Source organism: Pseudarthrobacter sp. TE3704 (assembly GCF_056279405.1).
Genome location: NZ_JBWCCJ010000004.1, coordinates 128,704 through 144,805 on the forward strand (window position 1 = coordinate 128,704; position 16,102 = coordinate 144,805).

General features: G+C 65.2%; 19 protein-coding genes. 9 read left to right on the plus strand and 10 right to left on the minus strand.

Annotated features, from left to right (window positions below):
* Positions 1–8 precede the first annotated feature (8 nt).
* Positions 9–1,151 carry an Mrp/NBP35 family ATP-binding protein gene (locus ACZ9BC_RS11655; protein ID WP_476246082.1) on the plus strand — a complete coding sequence of 381 codons (1,143 nt, stop codon included), beginning with the start codon at positions 9–11 and terminating at the stop codon, positions 1,149–1,151.
* A 27-nt stretch (positions 1,152–1,178) separates the two neighbouring features.
* Here the strand turns inward: ACZ9BC_RS11655 and ACZ9BC_RS11660 are convergent, their stop codons facing one another.
* The 3 genes from ACZ9BC_RS11660 to sigE all read right to left on the minus strand — a co-directional run bounded on the left by ACZ9BC_RS11660 (position 1,179) and on the right by sigE (position 3,123).
* Positions 1,179–1,589 carry a twin-arginine translocase TatA/TatE family subunit gene (locus ACZ9BC_RS11660; protein WP_476246083.1) on the minus strand — a complete coding sequence of 137 codons (411 nt, stop codon included), beginning with the start codon at positions 1,587–1,589 and terminating at the stop codon, positions 1,179–1,181.
* A gap of 69 nt (positions 1,590–1,658) precedes the next feature.
* The gene (locus ACZ9BC_RS11665) at positions 1,659–2,501 is read right to left on the minus strand and encodes an anti-sigma factor (protein WP_476246084.1); all 843 of its coding nucleotides are present in this window, start codon (positions 2,499–2,501) and stop codon (positions 1,659–1,661) included.
* Between the two features lie 7 nt (positions 2,502–2,508).
* Positions 2,509–3,123, minus strand: coding sequence for an RNA polymerase sigma factor SigE (gene sigE / locus ACZ9BC_RS11670; protein ID WP_079597321.1), 615 nt, complete (start codon positions 3,121–3,123; stop codon positions 2,509–2,511).
* A 229-nt stretch (positions 3,124–3,352) separates the two neighbouring features.
* Here sigE and ACZ9BC_RS11675 point away from each other — a divergent pair, with 229 nt between their 5' ends.
* Positions 3,353–3,985, plus strand: a complete 633-nt coding sequence (locus ACZ9BC_RS11675) for an O-methyltransferase (protein ID WP_079597322.1) — start codon at positions 3,353–3,355, stop codon at positions 3,983–3,985.
* 66 nt (positions 3,986–4,051) lie between these two features.
* Here ACZ9BC_RS11675 and ACZ9BC_RS11680 read toward each other — a convergent pair whose 3' ends face one another.
* The 4 genes from ACZ9BC_RS11680 to ACZ9BC_RS11695 all read right to left on the minus strand — a co-directional run bounded on the left by ACZ9BC_RS11680 (position 4,052) and on the right by ACZ9BC_RS11695 (position 6,945).
* Positions 4,052–4,219 (minus strand): DUF3117 domain-containing protein, encoded by a 168-nt coding sequence (locus ACZ9BC_RS11680; protein WP_009357720.1) that lies wholly within the window; start codon positions 4,217–4,219, stop codon positions 4,052–4,054.
* Positions 4,220–4,453: 234 nt separating this feature from the next.
* Entirely contained in the window at positions 4,454–5,716 is a 1,263-nt protein-coding gene (locus tag ACZ9BC_RS11685) for a hypothetical protein (protein WP_476246085.1), read from the minus strand.
* Positions 5,713–6,132, minus strand: coding sequence for a DivIVA domain-containing protein (locus tag ACZ9BC_RS11690; RefSeq protein ID WP_476246086.1), 420 nt, complete (start codon positions 6,130–6,132; stop codon positions 5,713–5,715). The genes ACZ9BC_RS11685 and ACZ9BC_RS11690 overlap by 4 nt, the downstream gene beginning before the upstream one ends.
* Positions 6,133–6,162: 30 nt before the next feature.
* Positions 6,163–6,945, minus strand: a complete 783-nt coding sequence (locus ACZ9BC_RS11695) for an LOG family protein (RefSeq protein WP_476246087.1) — start codon at positions 6,943–6,945, stop codon at positions 6,163–6,165.
* 103 nt (positions 6,946–7,048) lie between these two features.
* Here ACZ9BC_RS11695 and ACZ9BC_RS11700 point away from each other — a divergent pair, with 103 nt between their 5' ends.
* The 4 genes from ACZ9BC_RS11700 to ACZ9BC_RS11715 all read left to right on the plus strand — a co-directional run bounded on the left by ACZ9BC_RS11700 (position 7,049) and on the right by ACZ9BC_RS11715 (position 10,350).
* Complete coding sequence (locus ACZ9BC_RS11700) at positions 7,049–7,804, plus strand: amino acid ABC transporter ATP-binding protein (protein WP_476246088.1); 756 nt, start codon at positions 7,049–7,051, stop codon at positions 7,802–7,804.
* Between the two features lie 85 nt (positions 7,805–7,889).
* On the plus strand, positions 7,890–8,777 hold the full coding sequence (locus ACZ9BC_RS11705) for a glutamate ABC transporter substrate-binding protein (protein ID WP_476246089.1): 888 nt from the start codon (positions 7,890–7,892) through the stop codon (positions 8,775–8,777).
* Positions 8,778–8,863: 86 nt separating this feature from the next.
* Positions 8,864–9,514 (plus strand): amino acid ABC transporter permease, encoded by a 651-nt coding sequence (locus tag ACZ9BC_RS11710; RefSeq protein WP_476246090.1) that lies wholly within the window; start codon positions 8,864–8,866, stop codon positions 9,512–9,514.
* The gene (locus ACZ9BC_RS11715; protein ID WP_476246091.1) at positions 9,511–10,350 is read left to right on the plus strand and encodes an amino acid ABC transporter permease; all 840 of its coding nucleotides are present in this window, start codon (positions 9,511–9,513) and stop codon (positions 10,348–10,350) included. The genes ACZ9BC_RS11710 and ACZ9BC_RS11715 overlap by 4 nt, the downstream gene beginning before the upstream one ends.
* 90 nt (positions 10,351–10,440) lie before the next feature.
* On the opposite strand, the gene dapE is transcribed toward ACZ9BC_RS11715, so the two are convergent.
* A complete protein-coding gene (dapE, locus tag ACZ9BC_RS11720) occupies positions 10,441–11,580 on the minus strand; it encodes a succinyl-diaminopimelate desuccinylase (protein WP_476246485.1) in 1,140 nt (379 codons plus the stop codon).
* A gap of 87 nt (positions 11,581–11,667) precedes the next feature.
* Here dapE and dapD point away from each other — a divergent pair, with 87 nt between their 5' ends.
* On the plus strand, positions 11,668–12,696 hold the full coding sequence (dapD, locus tag ACZ9BC_RS11725; protein WP_476246092.1) for a 2,3,4,5-tetrahydropyridine-2,6-dicarboxylate N-succinyltransferase: 1,029 nt from the start codon (positions 11,668–11,670) through the stop codon (positions 12,694–12,696).
* A gap of 3 nt (positions 12,697–12,699) precedes the next feature.
* Positions 12,700–13,566 (plus strand): transglycosylase SLT domain-containing protein, encoded by an 867-nt coding sequence (locus ACZ9BC_RS11730; protein WP_476246093.1) that lies wholly within the window; start codon positions 12,700–12,702, stop codon positions 13,564–13,566.
* A 4-nt stretch (positions 13,567–13,570) separates the two neighbouring features.
* On the opposite strand, the gene ACZ9BC_RS11735 is transcribed toward ACZ9BC_RS11730, so the two are convergent.
* Both ACZ9BC_RS11735 and ACZ9BC_RS11740 read right to left on the minus strand, forming a co-directional pair.
* On the minus strand, positions 13,571–14,182 hold the full coding sequence (locus ACZ9BC_RS11735; RefSeq protein ID WP_079597333.1) for a hypothetical protein: 612 nt from the start codon (positions 14,180–14,182) through the stop codon (positions 13,571–13,573).
* 99 nt (positions 14,183–14,281) lie between these two features.
* Positions 14,282–14,890: a TetR/AcrR family transcriptional regulator gene (locus ACZ9BC_RS11740; protein WP_476246094.1), complete on the minus strand. Its 609-nt coding sequence runs from the start codon at positions 14,888–14,890 to the stop codon at positions 14,282–14,284.
* 108 nt (positions 14,891–14,998) lie between these two features.
* Between ACZ9BC_RS11740 and galE the strand changes: the two genes are divergently transcribed.
* A complete protein-coding gene (gene galE, locus ACZ9BC_RS11745; protein ID WP_476246095.1) occupies positions 14,999–16,012 on the plus strand; it encodes a UDP-glucose 4-epimerase GalE in 1,014 nt (337 codons plus the stop codon).
* Positions 16,013–16,102 lie beyond the last annotated feature (90 nt).

The window sequence follows — 16,102 nt, forward strand, 5'->3', positions numbered from 1 at the left end:
ACCAGATAGTGAGCACACCCATCGCCAACTCCCAGCTGGCCGAGGCCATCAACAATGCCCTCGCGACTGTCATCGACCCTGAACTCCGGCGCCCCATCACCGAGTTGGGGATGGTGGACTCCGTCAGCGTGTCCGACGACGGCAGGGTCAGGCTGGCAGTGCTGCTCACCATTGCGGGCTGCCCGCTCCGCGACACCATCACCTCCGACTCCGAAAAGGCCCTCTTCGCCGTGCCGGGCGTCACCGCCGTCGACGTCGACCTGAAGGTGATGTCCCAGGCACAGCGGGACGCCCTCAAGGAGAAGCTCCGCGGCCCCGGCGGGCAGCGCGGCATCCCGTTCAACCAGCCCGACTCCTTGACCAAGGTCTTCGCCGTGGCAAGCGGCAAGGGCGGGGTGGGCAAGTCCTCGGTCACCGTCAATCTGGCGTGCGCCCTGGCCGCGCAGGGACTGCGGGTGGGCATAGTGGACGCCGACGTGTACGGCTTCTCCGTGCCGGGACTGATGGGCATCACCCAGGCGCCCACCCGCGTGGACGACATGATCCTGCCGCCCGTTGCCTACGGCGTAAAGGTCATCTCCATCGGGATGTTCGTCACCGGCAACCAGCCGGTGGCCTGGCGGGGACCCATGCTGCACCGGGCCCTTGAACAGTTCCTCACGGATGTCTACTTCGGCGACCTGGATGCCCTGTTCCTGGACCTTCCGCCGGGCACGGGGGACATTGCCATCTCGGTGGCCCAGCTGCTTCCCAAGGCCGAAATCCTGGTGGTCACCACGCCGCAGGCCGCGGCCGCGGACGTCGCCGAACGGGCAGGTGCCATCGCCACCCAGACAGGCCAGAAAGTGGCCGGCGTGATCGAGAACATGTCCTACCTGGAGATGCCCGACGGCGGCCGGATGGAACTGTTCGGAAGCGGCGGCGGGGCGGTACTCACCGAGAGGCTGACGGCAACCGTGGGCGCCGACGTTCCCCTGCTGGGACAGATCCCGCTGGATATCCAGCTCCGTGTAGGTGGGGATGCCGGGGTTCCGATTGTCATCGGGCAGCCGGGGACTCCCGCGGCCGAGTCGCTGGCAGGAATTGCAGCCCGGCTCGCAGCCGTGCCGCGCGGCCTGGCGGGAATGAAACTGGGGCTGCAGCCGCGCTGACCCGCCCCGCGCCGCTTCCTGGTGTGGTCAGGTGGCTTCGGTGTCGAACGGAGCGGCTTCGCCGGCGGGCAGGGACTGTACCACCCGCTGTGGCCTTGCCGGAGCCACGTCCGCGGCGGCAACGGCCGCTGCGCCGGAAACAGCTGCGACGGCGGCAGGCGCCCCTGCACTGACAGGCTTGGGATCGTCGTCGAGGAGCGCTTCCTTGATGATGCGCCTGGGATCGTACTGGCGGGGATCGTACTTCTTCCAGTCGACATCGTCGATGTCGATCCCCACTTCTTCCTTGATCTGCTCGCGGGCACCGGAGGCCATGCGCCGGACTTCCTTCACGAGGTTCGCAAGTTTCTGGGTGTATTCGGGCAGCCTCTGGGGGCCGATCACCAGGATGCCGATGAGCAGCAGAAGAAAGAACTCCGGGCCGTTGATTCCAAACACTTTAGGAAGATTACCCTCTCCGGGCTGCCAGTGACGATTCCCGTCACGCGCGGGCGGAAACCACCCTTATTACTGGGTAAAACGGGCCACAATCTTGTTGATTCCGCGCTGCAGCCGGGTGCCCAGTGGCTCCGGTGCACTGCTGCTCCTGCCCGTTCCGGCTGAGACACCCTCTCCCGCCTGGCTGGCCAGGCGCTGCAGGATGGGCAGGGCGTCGTCAGCGCGTTCAGCCGGCAGGTTGGACTCGTAGGTAAAGGTGCGGCCGGCGGTCCGGTAGGTGGCAGACCAGGGCGAGGAGCCCATGATCTGCAGGGGGTTGTCCTGCGGACCGGCAGCGTCCCGGGCATGCGGGTGCTGTTCTGTGACGGTGGCGTAGTGGGATCCGTCCGAGAGCCGAAGATGGACCGCGGGCTGGCCGTCAATGACCACCGCTTGTGCCGACTCGAGGTGGAACCCCATGGCTTCGAGTTCAGGGCAGGCCCACCCTTCCGAGCGGAGCATGCCGACCTGTTCGGCGCTCAAGGCCCGCCCGTCTGCCGGCGTCTGCGACGAAACGGGTGACAACGCCGCTGAGGCGTCCGTTCCGGTGAGTGGATCACCGGCTGCAGCAAAAGCGCCAACGGCCAGCACACCGGCGGCCGCTACCGTGCCGCCGGCCGTCAGGGCCAAGACACGGACCGCTGCGCGGGGCCGCGCGGGGTGGACGGCAGCAGGCCGAGGCTCTGCCGCCAGCTCCGATGTGCGCGCCAGGAGCCGGGCGGTCAGGTCGTCACTGGCGGGCGGGATGGGTGCGTCCCGGAGCCGTTCCAGGTACTGGCGCTCCCGGCGCACGGCGGAAGCGCATTCATGGCACGTGGCAAGATGGCCGGAGGTTCGCTGGTGCCTGCCGCCAAGGGGAAACGGGGACCTCATGCGCCGTTCAGAGGATGCCCGCGATGCGCGGCATGGAAAGCTTGCGGCGCGCCTGCTGCGGACGTGGATCCCTGTGGGCGAGCTTCTCCCGAAGCATGGTCCGTCCACGGTGGATGCGTGAGCGGACGGTTCCGAGCTTAACGCCCAGCGCCTCTGCCACCTCATCGTAGGACAACCCTTCCAGGTCGCACAGGACGACGGCGGCCCGGAAGTCCGGCGGGAGTTCCTCCAGTGCTGCCTGGACATCCAGGTCCAGGTTGTTCAGCTCGAAGCTCTGCTCGGGGCCGGGTTCGCGTCCGGGGAGGCGGGATTCCGCGTCCTCGGCCAAGGCATCGAACCGGATCCGCGTTTTGCGCCGCGCCTGGTCCAGGAACAGGTTGGTGGTGATGCGGTGCAGCCAGCCGTCCAGGGTACCGGGCTTGAAGTTTTCGAGCGAGCGGAAGACGCGGACGAACACCTCCTGGGTGAGGTCCTCGGCGTCGTACTTGTTACCGGTCAGGCGGTATGCCAGCCGGTACACTTTCGCCGAATGGTTGGTGACCACTTCTTCCCAGGTAGGACGGACCCACTCAGCGTCGGGATTATGTACTGCAGGGACAGGTGCCACAACTGAAGATGACATCGTCCACTCCCCTCGTGGAATTGCTAACGCCCGGATACTGTTGACATCTCTGATTCGGCGCCGATCACCTTTTGGATGAGCGGATAATAATCATTTCAAACTTGGCTGGGAATTTCCTGACTGCGGGAAAGTTCAGCCGTGGGCGCAACAGCCCGCCTCCGCTGCCCGCTCCCCCGGACACAGTAGGCTGTAGAAGACATTCCCCCTCCCGCCCAGAAAGCGAAAATTCATGAGCGCCGACAAGTCCATCAGCTGGTCCTATGCAGAAGATCTGCCCGCTGAGGATGAGGTCATGCTTCGGGCCCGGGAGCGTTCCTTCGAACTGGGAGTGACCCCCATCGGACCGGGCGTAGGAGCCGTGCTAACGGTCCTGGCTGCCGCGTCCAAGGCGCAGACCGCCGTCGAGATTGGAACGGGGGCGGGAGTGTCCGGCGTGTGCCTCCTCCGCGGGCTGGGCCCGCAGGCAGTCCTCACCACCATCGACGTCGATGTGGAACACCTGAAGGCCGCGCGGGAGGCCTTCTCTGAGGCCGGCAGCCCGGCCAACCGTACCCGTACGATTTCCGGCCGCGCAGGCGATGTCCTGCCGCGCCTCACGGATGCTGCCTACGACCTGGTGTTCATCGACGCCGACAAGCCCGGCCTGCCCGGCTACGTGGAGCAAGCCATCAGGCTCCTGAAGCGGGCCGGCCTGCTGATCATCAATGACGCCCTGGACAAGGACAAAGTGGCAAACCCTGCCGGCCGCGAGGCCACCACGGTTGTCCTTCGCCAGGTTGGCAAGGCGATCCGTGACGACGACAGGCTCGCTTCAGCGATGCTTCCCACCGGAGATGGCCTGCTCGTCGCCGTCAAGAAGTAGCCGCACCGCGGCAGCAAGATAAAGGACAGGGTCCGCAGCACGGCTGCGGACCCTGTCCTTTCACGATTATTCGGTAACGCCGACGAGGCATTCCTTGAGGTTTGCCGCTTCGGCAGCGTTCAGTTCGACCACAAGACGCCCGCCGCCTTCGAGCGGGACGCGCATGATCAGGCTGCGGCCCTCCTTGGTGACTTCCATTGGGCCGTCGCCGGTGCGTGGTTTCATAGCCGCCATGAGGAATTCCCCTCCATTTTGTCCCAGGACTGATCAGCCCGGGCGGGCTGTGTCCGCATGTCGATCAAGCCGCTATGGCGGCGGTAGTTTCCACCGCCAAGGCTGCGCGTATTCTGAATGCTTTTTGTCCTTGCTTACTTACCATTATCGCGGAATTACCCGCACGTAGCTAATCGATGGACATTTTCGGCGGGCCGGTATTCCTGTGCTGACCTGCACCGAAGTCCGAAAAAACTAAGGCGGGTAATCGCCGCCGCCCGGCAATTGCGCCCAGGCCCACAACCACACAATCCATACGATCTGCAGCAGCAGGAACATGGTCACCACCGTGCCCCGGTAGGCCCGCGAACGGGACAGCAGCACGGCTCCCAGTGCCAGCGGAAACAGCGGCAGCAGCATGCGGAACGTACTGGTCTGCGGATGCAGGAACGCCAGGAGGTACCCCATGTAGCAGGCGCACCACAGGCGGAGTTCGACGCCGAGCCGCACCACAGGCGGCAGGAACAGCATCAGGCCGAAAAGCGCTAGAAAGACGAACGGCGCAAGCAGTCCCAACACCGGACCGAAAAGGTCGACGCCGGTATCGAACCACGGCTTGAACGGCACCAGGTCATGCCCCCGCCACACTGTTTCGGTCTTGGTGTACGCCTGGAAATCGCCGGTAGCGGCCCACGCTGCAGCGGGCCACGCCAGCGCCGAAAGGCCTGCGACGGCGGTCAGGCCGGCAAGTGCCGCCAAGTCGCCAAAGGAGTGGTCCCCCGCTGTCAGGCCTGCCGCGCCACCGCTGCGAAAGCGTTCCAGCAGGCGATACACCAGGACGAGCCCGAGCATGGCGGCGAAAGGGACACCGACGGGACGCGAGAGGCACAGGAGCACCACCACCGGTATGGCCCACAGGTAATGCCGGCGCACCACCAGGAGCAGCGCCGCCGCCAGCAGCAGGAGCGACAGTGACTCTGCGTAGGGGACCTGCAGTATGGCCGAGACCGGGAAAGTTGCGAAGAAGGCAACGCCCCACAGCGCCGGGATGTGGGACACCCTGTGCCTGAAGAGGGTGTAAACCACCAGCGCCGCTCCCCAACCGGCCAGCATCGCGAGGAGGGTGAGTGAGGCGGCAGGAACCAGTCCCGTCAGCCTGCTGAGGCCTCCCGCCAGGGCTGGAAACAGGGGGTAGAAGGCCCAGGCGTTTTCCTGGACGTTGCCGGCAGCGTCTGTGGGGAGCACTGACGGGTATCCGTTGGCGATGACCTCGCCGTACCAGCGCGCATCCCAGATGTTGATGAAGCTCCAGTAGTCGGGCCTGGCCGGGAACCAGGGATTGGGGCCCTGGTGGAGTGCGGCGGCCATGAAGATGCAGGCGCTGACCAGCCGGGCCGCGGCGTAGATGACCGTGACCTGGGCCCACCAGGGCCAGCTGCGATAGGCGGAAGCGGCCTGCCCAAACCAGGCCTGGGCGGCAGAAGCAAAGCCCGTCCGGCGGCGCGCCACCGTACTCACTGCCCGCTCTTCCCTGGTACCGCATTCCCGCCGTCGCGTGCCACGGCGGTTCCGTCGTCGCGCGTTCCGCCGGGGCTGCCCTGGTTCGGCTTCTCAGCGGCCAGCAGCCGGGCGCGCAGCTCGTCCACTTCCTGCTGCCTGGCAGCAAGCTGGTCCCTCAGCTCATCAAGGACCTGGTCCACCTGGTCCATCCGGTAGCCGCGCAGTCCCAAAGAGAAGCGGACGCGGTCCACGTCCTCCGCAGCTGCGTTGGCCGGAAGCAGCACCGGGGGAAGGTTGGCCGGCGGCTGCTCAAAGCCACCGTCCAGCAGGGACGGCAACGGGCGGTGGCCCGACTTCCGGGGGCGCCGCCCCAGGCTGGCCCACAAAACCGCCCCTACCAGCACGATGGCGAGGAAAACCAGAAAAAAGCTCACTGCTCCATCGTGCCAGACCGGGCGCTGCCGCTACTCCGGACGCTGCTCCCCGTTCAGGGACGGGGTGATGGCCCCGTGGAGGACGCGGTCCACCGCTTCGGCTGGATCGTCAACCACCTGGATCAGGTCCAGGTCCTTTTCGGAGACCATCCCCTCGGCTACCAGCGTTCCCCTGATCCAGTCGATCATGGGGCCCCAGAAGTCGACGCCGAGAAGCACGATGGGGAACGACGTGACCTTCCGGGTCTGCACGAGCACCATGGCCTCGAAGAGCTCATCAAGCGTGCCCAGTCCGCCGGGGAGCACGATGAATCCCTGGGCGTACTTGACGAACATGGTTTTGCGGGCGAAGAAGTACCGGAAGTTGATGCCCAGGTCCACCCACTGGTTCAGTCCCTGTTCAAAGGGAAGCTCGATGCCCAAACCAACGGACATGCCGTTCCCCTCCACAGCGCCGCGGTTGGCTGCCTCCATGGAGCCGGGTCCGCCACCGGTAATGATTGCGACACCGGCCTCCGCCAGTTTCCGTCCCACCTCGACGCCCATTTCGTAATAGGGGCTGCCGGGCTTGGTGCGGGCGGAACCGAAAACGCTGACAGCCTTGCCGATGTCTGCCAGCGCGCCGAAGCCTTCGACGAATTCGCTCTGGATCCGCAGTACGCGCCACGGATCGGTATGGACGAACTGGCCGGGGCCCTTGGTATCGAGCAGATGCTGATCGGACATTTCCACGGCTGCCTGTTTGCGGCGCAGTTCAAGGGGCCCCTTACGGCGCGGCTGGGAATTTTTGGCCGGATCTGCATTGATGCTCATTCACCTAGGCTAACCTCCCGCGGCAGGTATCTCTTGAATCACGATCCGCAGGAACTTGGGGTGATTCCCGTCATAGCCGCCCGCAGTTCGCTAGATTCTTCCTATGACTACTCATGTGCCCGGCGATACCCTCGTCTCTTTGAACGCCGTAAATAAGCACTACGGCCAGCTGCACGTTCTGAAGGACATCAATCTGCAGGTCCGCAAGGGCGAGGTTGTTGTGGTCATCGGGCCTTCCGGCTCCGGTAAGTCCACCCTGTGCCGCGCCATCAACCGCTTGGAAACCATCGAGGGCGGAACCATCAGCATCGACGGGAAGGTGCTTCCGGAGGAAGGCAAGGAACTCGCCCAGCTCCGTGCCGACGTCGGAATGGTCTTCCAGTCATTCAACCTTTTCGCGCACAAAACCATCCTGGAAAACGTCACGCTCGGCCCCATCAAGGTCAAGGGCGTGGCCAAGGCCGCCGCGGACAAGGACGCCATGGCGCTGCTCGAACGGGTGGGCGTGGGCCACCAGGCGCCCAAGCTGCCGGCCCAGCTCTCGGGTGGCCAGCAGCAGCGTGTCGCGATCGCCCGCGCCCTGGCAATGAAGCCCAAGGTGATGCTCTTCGACGAGCCAACCTCCGCGCTCGACCCCGAAATGATCAACGAGGTCCTGGACGTGATGATCCAGCTCGCCAAGGAAGGCATGACCATGATCGTGGTCACCCACGAGATGGGCTTTGCCCGCAAAGCCGCGGACCGCGTGGTCTTCATGGCGGACGGCCAGATCGTCGAGGACGCCACCCCGGAGGAGTTCTTCACCAACCCGAAGAGCGAGCGGGCCAAGGACTTCCTGTCCAAGCTCCTCACCCACTGATGCACCACTTTCACTGATTTACCGAACAACCACACTTCAGTTCGCACCCAGGCCGTGACCCACGGCCACCAATGAAAGGAATGTCATGAAGGCATTTATGACCCGGCGGAAGTCATTCTTCGTGGCGGCTACCGCTGCCATCGCCCTGTCCCTGAGCGCCTGTGGCGGTGGCGGCACCGACACCGGCAGCGACCCCACTGTTGAAGCAACACCCACCTTCGCCGCCGGCAGCACCATGGAGAAGCTCTCCTCCGCCGGGACCATCAAGATCGGCACCAAGTTCGACCAGCCGCTGTTCGGCCAGGTAGGTCTTGACGGCAAGCCCGTAGGCTTCGACGTCGAAATCGGCAAGCTGATCGCAGCGAAGCTGGGAATTTCCGCCGACAAGATCGAATGGTCAGAGACGGTCTCGGCCAACCGCGAACCCTTCATCGAACAGGGCAAGGTTGACCTGGTCATCGCCACGTACACCATCAACGACAAGCGCAAGCAGGTTGTCAGCTTTGCCGGCCCGTACTACGAAGCCGGCCAGGCCCTGATGGTTAACAAGGACAACGACGCCATCAAGACGCCCGAGGACGTCAAGGGCAAGAAGGTCTGCTCCGTCACCGGTTCAACCCCTGCCGCCACCATCGTGGAGAAGTACGGAGCAGAGCTGGTCCCGGCCGCCACCTACTCAGCCTGCCTGGAGCCGCTGCGCAACAAGCAGGTGGAGGCTGTCACCACTGACAACGTGATCCTCGCCGGCTTTGTGGACAAGGAGCCGGACGCCTTCAAGCTGGCCTCCGATGAAACCTTCACCAAGGAGCCCTACGGCATCGGCCTGAAGAAGGACGACACCGAATTCCGCACCTGGATCAACGACCAGCTGGAGGCATTCGAAGAGGACGGGTCCTACAAGAAGGCCTGGGAAGCCACTGCAGGTTCGGTCATCAAGACTGCACCCGAGCTCCCCGAGATTGACCGCTACTAAGTGAGTCCGGAGCTGCCGGGGCCGGTAGGCCGGCCCCGGCAGCTTTCAGCCTTTAAATCCGTCCACGCCCAAAGCCAAAGGATCCTATGGACGTCATCATTGAAAACCTCCCCCTGTATTGGAACGGTTTTCTCCGCACCCTCTTCCTGTCAGCCGTCTCCGGGATCATCGCACTGGTCCTTGGCACGCTGCTGGCAGCCGCCAGGGTGTCCCCGGTAGCAGCCCTGCGCGGCTTCAGCACCGTGTACGTGGAGGTTCTCCGGAACACCCCGTTGACCATTGCTTTCTTCTTCGCGGCGATCGTCCTCCCCCGGCTCGGGGTCAAGTTTGAGCAGTTCGAAGTTGCCGCGATCATCGCCCTCAGCACGTACACCGCAGCGTTCATCGCCGAAGCTGTCCGCTCAGGTGTCAACAGTGTTCCCGTGGGGCAGGCAGAGGCCGCGCGCAGCATCGGCATGAACTTCGGCCAGGTCCTTAACCTCATCATCCTCCCCCAGGCCCTGCGGACGGTGGTCCCGCCGCTGATCAACATCCTGATCGCCCTGGTGAAGAACTCTTCCGTCGCCGGCGCCTTCTTTGTCCTCGAACTGTTCGGCTACGGCCGCCAGCTGGCCAACGCCAACGGTGATGCCGTCATCGCCGTACTGCTGGGTACCGCGTTCTTTTATCTGCTCCTCACCGTTCCGCTGGGCATCCTGGCCAGCACGGTGGAACGAAAGGTGGCGATTGCCCGATGAGCTCAGTCCTTTACGACGTTCCGGGACCCAAAGCCCGGCGGATCTCCCTGATCGGCTCGATCGTAGGTTCCGTGCTGATCCTGGGTTTGCTGGCATGGATTGTCATGACCCTCGCCCAGCAGGGGATTTTCGAAGGCCGACGCTGGCAGATCTTCACCCGCGCCGATGTCTGGATGCTCCTGGGCAACGGCTTGAGCGCCACCCTGTCTGCTGCTGCCCTGGCAGCCGTCATCGCGTTCCCGCTGGGGCTGCTGCTGTGCCTGCTCCGCATCTCCGATGCGGCCATTATCCGGATCCCCACCCGGGTGGTCCTGGAGTTCCTCCGCGGGATGCCCGTGGTCCTGATGATGCTGTTCGTCCTGTTGGGCTTCGGCACGTCACCGTTCATTGCTGTTGTCACCGGCCTGGTGCTCTACAACTCGGCAGTTTTCGCCGAGATCATCCGGGCAGGCATCCAGTCGCTGCCCCGCGGGCAGCGGGAAGCAGGCCTTGCCATTGGCCTGACCAGCTTCAAGTCCCGGATGCTCATCGAACTTCCGCAGGCAATCCGCCGCATGATGCCGTCCTTGGTGGCGCAGATGGTAGTGCTCCTGAAGGACACCTCGCTGGGCTACATCGTGGCGTATGGCGAGCTGCTGCGCGCCGTCCAGGTGATGGCGGACTTCCTGGGCACGCAGTTCCTGTTCCCCATCTTCTTCGTTGCTGCTGCGATCTACATCGCCATCAACATCCTCGTTTCCAGGCTTGCGGTCTGGATTGAGCGCCGGGGGTCGAAGAAGGCAGCCGGAGGTGTGGCCAAGGCCGAGCCCGAAAAGGCAGAGGCCCCGGTTCCCTAGGCAGTTCCTACGCGAACGGCCCGGACCACCAGGTCCGGGCCGTTCTGCATTTAAGCACGGACAAAGTGCTCCTGGCCTAGCACTCCTGGCTCAGCCCGCCAGCCAGTCCTGCAGCGCGCGGAGGCAGGTGCGGATGGCATCCGCGTGGACGTGCTCGTTGTCCTTGTGCGCCAGAAGTGCGTCACCCGGTCCGAAATTCACCGCCGGTATACCCAGTTCGCTGAAACGCGCGACGTCGGTCCAGCCGTATTTGGGTTTCGGGTCGCCTCCCACAGCGGCAACGAAGGAAGCGGCAGCCGGATGCTGGAGGCCGGGCCGGGCGCCGGCTGCAGCGTCGGTGCGGACCACGTCGAACCCCTCAAGGAGTTCCCGCACCACGGCTTCGGCCTGGTCCGGTGTCTTGTCCGGGGCGAAGCGGTAGTTGATCTCCACCACGCAGCGGTCCGGGATGACGTTGCCGGCGGTCCCGCCGTTGATTTTCACGGCGTTGAGGCTTTCACGGTAGTCCAGGCCGTCCACGGTGACGGTTTGCGGTTCGTAGGCTGCGAGCCTTGCCAGGATGGGGGCTGCGGCGTGGATGGCATTGCTGCCCATCCACGCCCGAGCCGAGTGCGCGGCCTCGCCCACGGTTGTTGCTTCAAACCGGCTGGTGCCGTTGCACCCGCCCTCCACGATGCCGTCCGTAGGTTCCAGAAGGATGGCGAAGTCCCCGTGCAGCAGGTGGCCGTGGTTGCGGACCAGGCGACCCAGGCCGCTTTTCACCGCTTCCACTTCCTCATGGTCGTAGAAGACGAACGTGACGTCCCGCCTGGGCTGTGCGCCGCCGTCGAACAGGGTGGCCGCCAGCGCAAGCTGCACTGCCACACCGCCCTTCATGTCGGTGGCGCCGCGGCCGTACAGGATGCCTTCCCCCGGGACGCCCGACTCCCAGCTGGAAGGCACCGTTCCCTTCGAGCCCTCGCTCAGCGGCAGCGGCACGGTGTCCAGGTGCCCTGCCAGGATGACGCGTTCGGGGTGCCCCAGTTCCGTGCGGGCGATGATCGAATCCCCGTCGCGGACCACTGTCAGCTCCGGGAGACCCAGCAGCGCCGTTTCCACGGCGTCGGCCAGTTCCTTTTCGTTTCCGGACACGCTGTTGATGTCCATGATGGCGGCGGTCAGCAGCGCAACGTCCTGCCGCAGGTCCAGCCGCGCAGGCGCGGAATCCTGGCCGGATTCCTGGCTGGACAGGACGGATGCGGGGTCTGGAGCGGTTTCGGCAGTCACGAAGCCAGTCTAGTTCGAACCCGGTGCCCGGCCCTCGATAGACTGGAACACATGACTGAGACCGCTTCTTCCGCCGTGCCCGAAACCCTGAACGCAACCACCGACGAACGCTCTGCCTACGGTTTTGGCGTGGCCACCATCGCCACCGCCAACGGCAACGCCACCGTTTTGGACGTCTGGTTCCCCGCACCGGCCCTCGGTGTTGCCGCCGAGCACCTGCGTGCCGTGGATAACGCTGACGATTCCCTGACGCAGATCGCAGAGAACGGCACCGATGAGGACCGCGGCACCGAGCAGAAGGTGGTGTTCGTCCAGATCAACCTTGACGAGGCCCCGGCTGACACCGCCGACGCCTACCTCCGCCTGCACCTGCTCTCGCACCGCCTCGTGAAGCCCAACACCATCAACCTGGACGGCATCTTCGGGAAGCTGCCCAACGTCGTCTGGACCAATTTCGGTCCCGCCGCCGTGGAGGGCTTCGAACTTACCCGCGCCAAGCTCCGCCGCCGTGGCGCCGTCACCGTTTACGGCATCGATAAGTTCCCGCGCATGGTGGACTACGTTGTGCCCTCCGGCGTGCGGATCGCCGACGCCGACCGGGTGCGCCTGGGTGCGCACCTGGCCGAAGGCACCACCGTCATGCACGAAGGCTTCGTGAACTTCAACGCCGGCACGCTGGGCACCTCCATGGTGGAAGGCCGTATTTCCGCAGGTGTTGTGACCGGTGATGGCAGCGACGTGGGCGGCGGCGCGTCCATCATGGGCACCCTCTCCGGCGGCGGCAAGGAAAAGATCACCATCGGCGAGCGGGTCCTGCTGGGCGCCAACTCCGGCGTAGGCATCAGCATCGGGGACGACTCCGTGGTGGAAGCCGGCCTGTACGTCACGGCCGGCACCCGCGTCCGCGTGCCCGGGCCCAAGGACGAGGTGGGCGAGGACACCACCAAGATCGTCAAAGCTGCCGAGCTGTCCGGCGTGTCCAACCTGCTGTTCCGCCGCAATTCCACCACGGGTGCCGTGGAGGTCCTCCCCCGGGCCGGCCAGACCGTGGAACTGAACGACGCCCTGCACGCCAACTAATCTATGGCGCGACGACGCGGCCTGCGCCGCCTGGCAGTACTGCTGCTGGCCCTTGCCCTGGTGGCCGGCGGCTTCTATTCAGCGGTGTTCTTCGTGCAGCGTTCCGAAACCCTCGTTTCGGAACGCTGCACCGCTGTTGTCGGCGACAGGACAGCCGAACTGGCACCCGACCAGGCGGTCTACGCCTCGCTGATCACCGCCGTCGCAGTCCAGCGCGGGCTGCCTCCCCGGGCCGCGAGCATTGCCCTGGCCACGGCCATGCAGGAGTCCAAACTCCGGAACATCGCCCACGGCGACCAGGCCGGACCGGACTCGCGGGGGCTGTTCCAGCAGCGGCCTTCGCAGGGGTGGGGCACCGAGGAACAGGTCATGGACCCCTACTACGCCGTCAACGCGTTCTACGATGCGCTGGTGAAGGTCCCGGACTACGAAACCCTGGACATCACCGACGCCGCACAGCGCGTCCAGCGGTCCGCGTACCCCAGCGCCTACGCGCAGCACGAGGATATGGGGCGGTCCTTCGCCTCCGGGTTGTCCGGCCAGACACCCGAAGCCGTGCAGTGCACGCTGCGTTCGTCGGGCTCCGCCGGAGACGCCGCGGCGGTGGCCGCCGAACTTAGCACGGCGTACGGAGCGCTGGACGCTTCCGTGGAGGGGCCGACCGTGGTGGTAAATGCCAGCGGCAGCCAGGCCTGGTCCGTGGCCCAGTGGGCGGTGGCGAATGCCAAAGGCCTCGAAGTGACGCGGGTGGAGGTGGCGGGCCGCAGCTGGGACCGTGCGGAACGGAACGGCTGGCAGGAATCGGCGGCGCCGGACGGACAGGTCCGGATTACGGTGGCCCCGCAAAGCACCCAGGCGGGTGTGGGCTAATGACTCAAACGAGGATCTCCACGACCGGCTGCACGTAGCTGCGGAAAAGCTCCGGCTGGCCCATCAGCTGGTGGCTCATGATGATCTTGTCCGGCTCCAGGTACCAGGCCCGCTGCTCATTCAGGGGCAGTTCGATGATGGTCAGCGTGAAGTCACGGGAATCCCGCCCGACTTCCATCAGCCTGTCGTCCACCAGTTCCTCCAGGAGCTGGTCCGTGCCGCTGGCCAGGCGTTCCGCCTCCAGCCGGGCGTACTCGCTCCTTCGCTCCCGCGCCCAGGTCAGGGCAGCGCCGAAGTGGGCCTGCAGGACCCGCTGCAGGGCGGGCGAGTTGCCGAATGCGCCAAACTCCGGCGGCGACAGTTCCGGCGAGGTCTGCGGATGGGCTTTGACCAGTTGTTCCCACCAGGCTTCCCACTCGGTCTTGAGCGCGCTTAGCCCGCCGACGTCGGCTGTCAGGTGGGTGTGGTCCGCCGGGCGGATCTTGGGAACGGCATGGGACAGCGCCGGGTGGCCTGCGCCGTTTAGCCCGACCGTGTCGCGGACGTAGAGTGCGATCATCATGGGTCCGGACGTGTCCGTAGTGATCTGCCACCGTGAACCGCTTGCCTGATGCATCCGAAGTCCTTCCCTGGCGTGCTCCTGCCGGGTCTGCTGATCCAGTTTCGCGCCCCCGGCTATCAGTCTATTCCCGCTCCCTGCCCACGGTAACGCCCCTCAGCGACTCAAGCCGTCAAGATGGCGTTCCAGCACGTCGGAGCACATTTGTGCGGTCATCCACCCGGGTTGCAGCAGGGCATGCATGCACAGTCCGTCCAGTGTGGCCAGGAGGCGTTCCGCCTCCACCACCAGGTTCTCCTGCGGTTCGTCCTGCGGCATCAGCGCGGCCACCACCTGCCCGGCGATCGCTGCGACCTCCCGGTGGCTGCTGTCGGCAACCGCGGCGAGGAAAGGGCGGATCCTGGCCGCGTTCTTGAATGCCATCCAGGCGCAGGCTTCTACCGCCCGGGACTCATCCAGGGGCAGCAGGCCACCCACAAGGGTTAATACCGCTGCACGCTGCTCAGGGCTGCGCGGCGCTGCGGCGGCGACACCGGGCAGCGCCGCCTTGAGCCGGCGGACAATCCGGTCCACCACCGTGGCAAAGGAATAGGTCAGAAGTTCGTCGCTGCCGGCAAAGTAGTGCCGGACGGATCCGACGGCGAGTCCGGCCTCATCCGCCACCTCACGCAGCGAGGCGCGTTCCAGTCCGTCCACCGCGATGATCCTGAGGACCGCTTCCACAACGTCCTGGCGGCGGGCTTCGGCATCTACAATTTTGGGCACTGCTCCTTTTTAGCACGGTTGTGCTCCATCGCTTGCCGCGCCTGCCGTCCCTGCCCGGCATCCGGAACATGGCGGCGGCACCGCGGCCCGGTGGGATAGCGTTGAGGCATGAAAATTCTGGTTACAGGGGGCACCGGTTACATCGGTTCCCACACTGTTCTTTCCCTGCAGGAAGCCGGCCACGATGTTGTTGTCGTCGACAACCTCATCAACTCCAGCGAGGAGTCACTGCGCCGGGTTGCCGAGCTCAGCGGCAAAACGGCTGAGTTCCATAACGTGGACCTGGTGGACGAAGCCGCGGTTGAAAAAGTCTTCGCCGGCAGCGCGATCGACGCCGTCATCCACTTCGCCGGCCTGAAGGCCGTCGGGGAATCCGTGCAGGAGCCGCTGAAGTACTACTACAACAACCTCGTGGGCACCCTGAACCTGATCCGCGTGATGGACCGGCACAACGTGCGGTCTTTTGTGTTCAGCTCGTCAGCGACGGTCTACGGCGAACACAACCCCATCCCCTACGTGGAAAAGATGGAGATCGGGGCCAACAACCCCTATGGCCGGACCAAGGAGCAGATCGAGGACATCCTTTCCGACCTTGGCGCGGCTGACGACCGCTGGCATATAGCCCTGCTGCGCTACTTCAACCCGGTCGGCGCCCACCCGTCCGGACGCATCGGTGAAGATCCGCAGGGCATCCCCAACAACCTGGTTCCGTTCATCGCGCAGGTGGCCGTTGGCCGGCGCGAAAAGCTCATGGTTTTCGGCGGCGACTACGACACCCCGGACGGCACGTGCCTGCGGGACTACATCCACGTGGTGGACCTTGCAGAAGGCCACGTGGCCGCCCTGAACCACGTTGCGGACCGGGCCGGGGTGTTCCGCTGGAACCTCGGCTCCGGCAAGGGCTCCTCGGTGCTGGAGGTCCTGCGCTCCTTCGAAAAGGCCGTTGGCAAGCCCATCCCCTACGAGATCACCGGCCGCCGTGCGGGCGACCTTCCTGCTTTCTGGGCTGATGCCACCTCGGCGCTGGCAGACCTGAGCTGGTCCACCACCAAGACCGTGGACCAGATGTGCGAGGACCACTGGCGGTGGCAGAAGAACAACCCCCAGGGTTACGCGTCCTGACAGCAACGCGGGGTCACTAAGCGCCCCTCAGGGACACTTTATTGGGCGTTTGATGACCCCGCGTTGCCTGTAGTTGGTGATTAACGACGA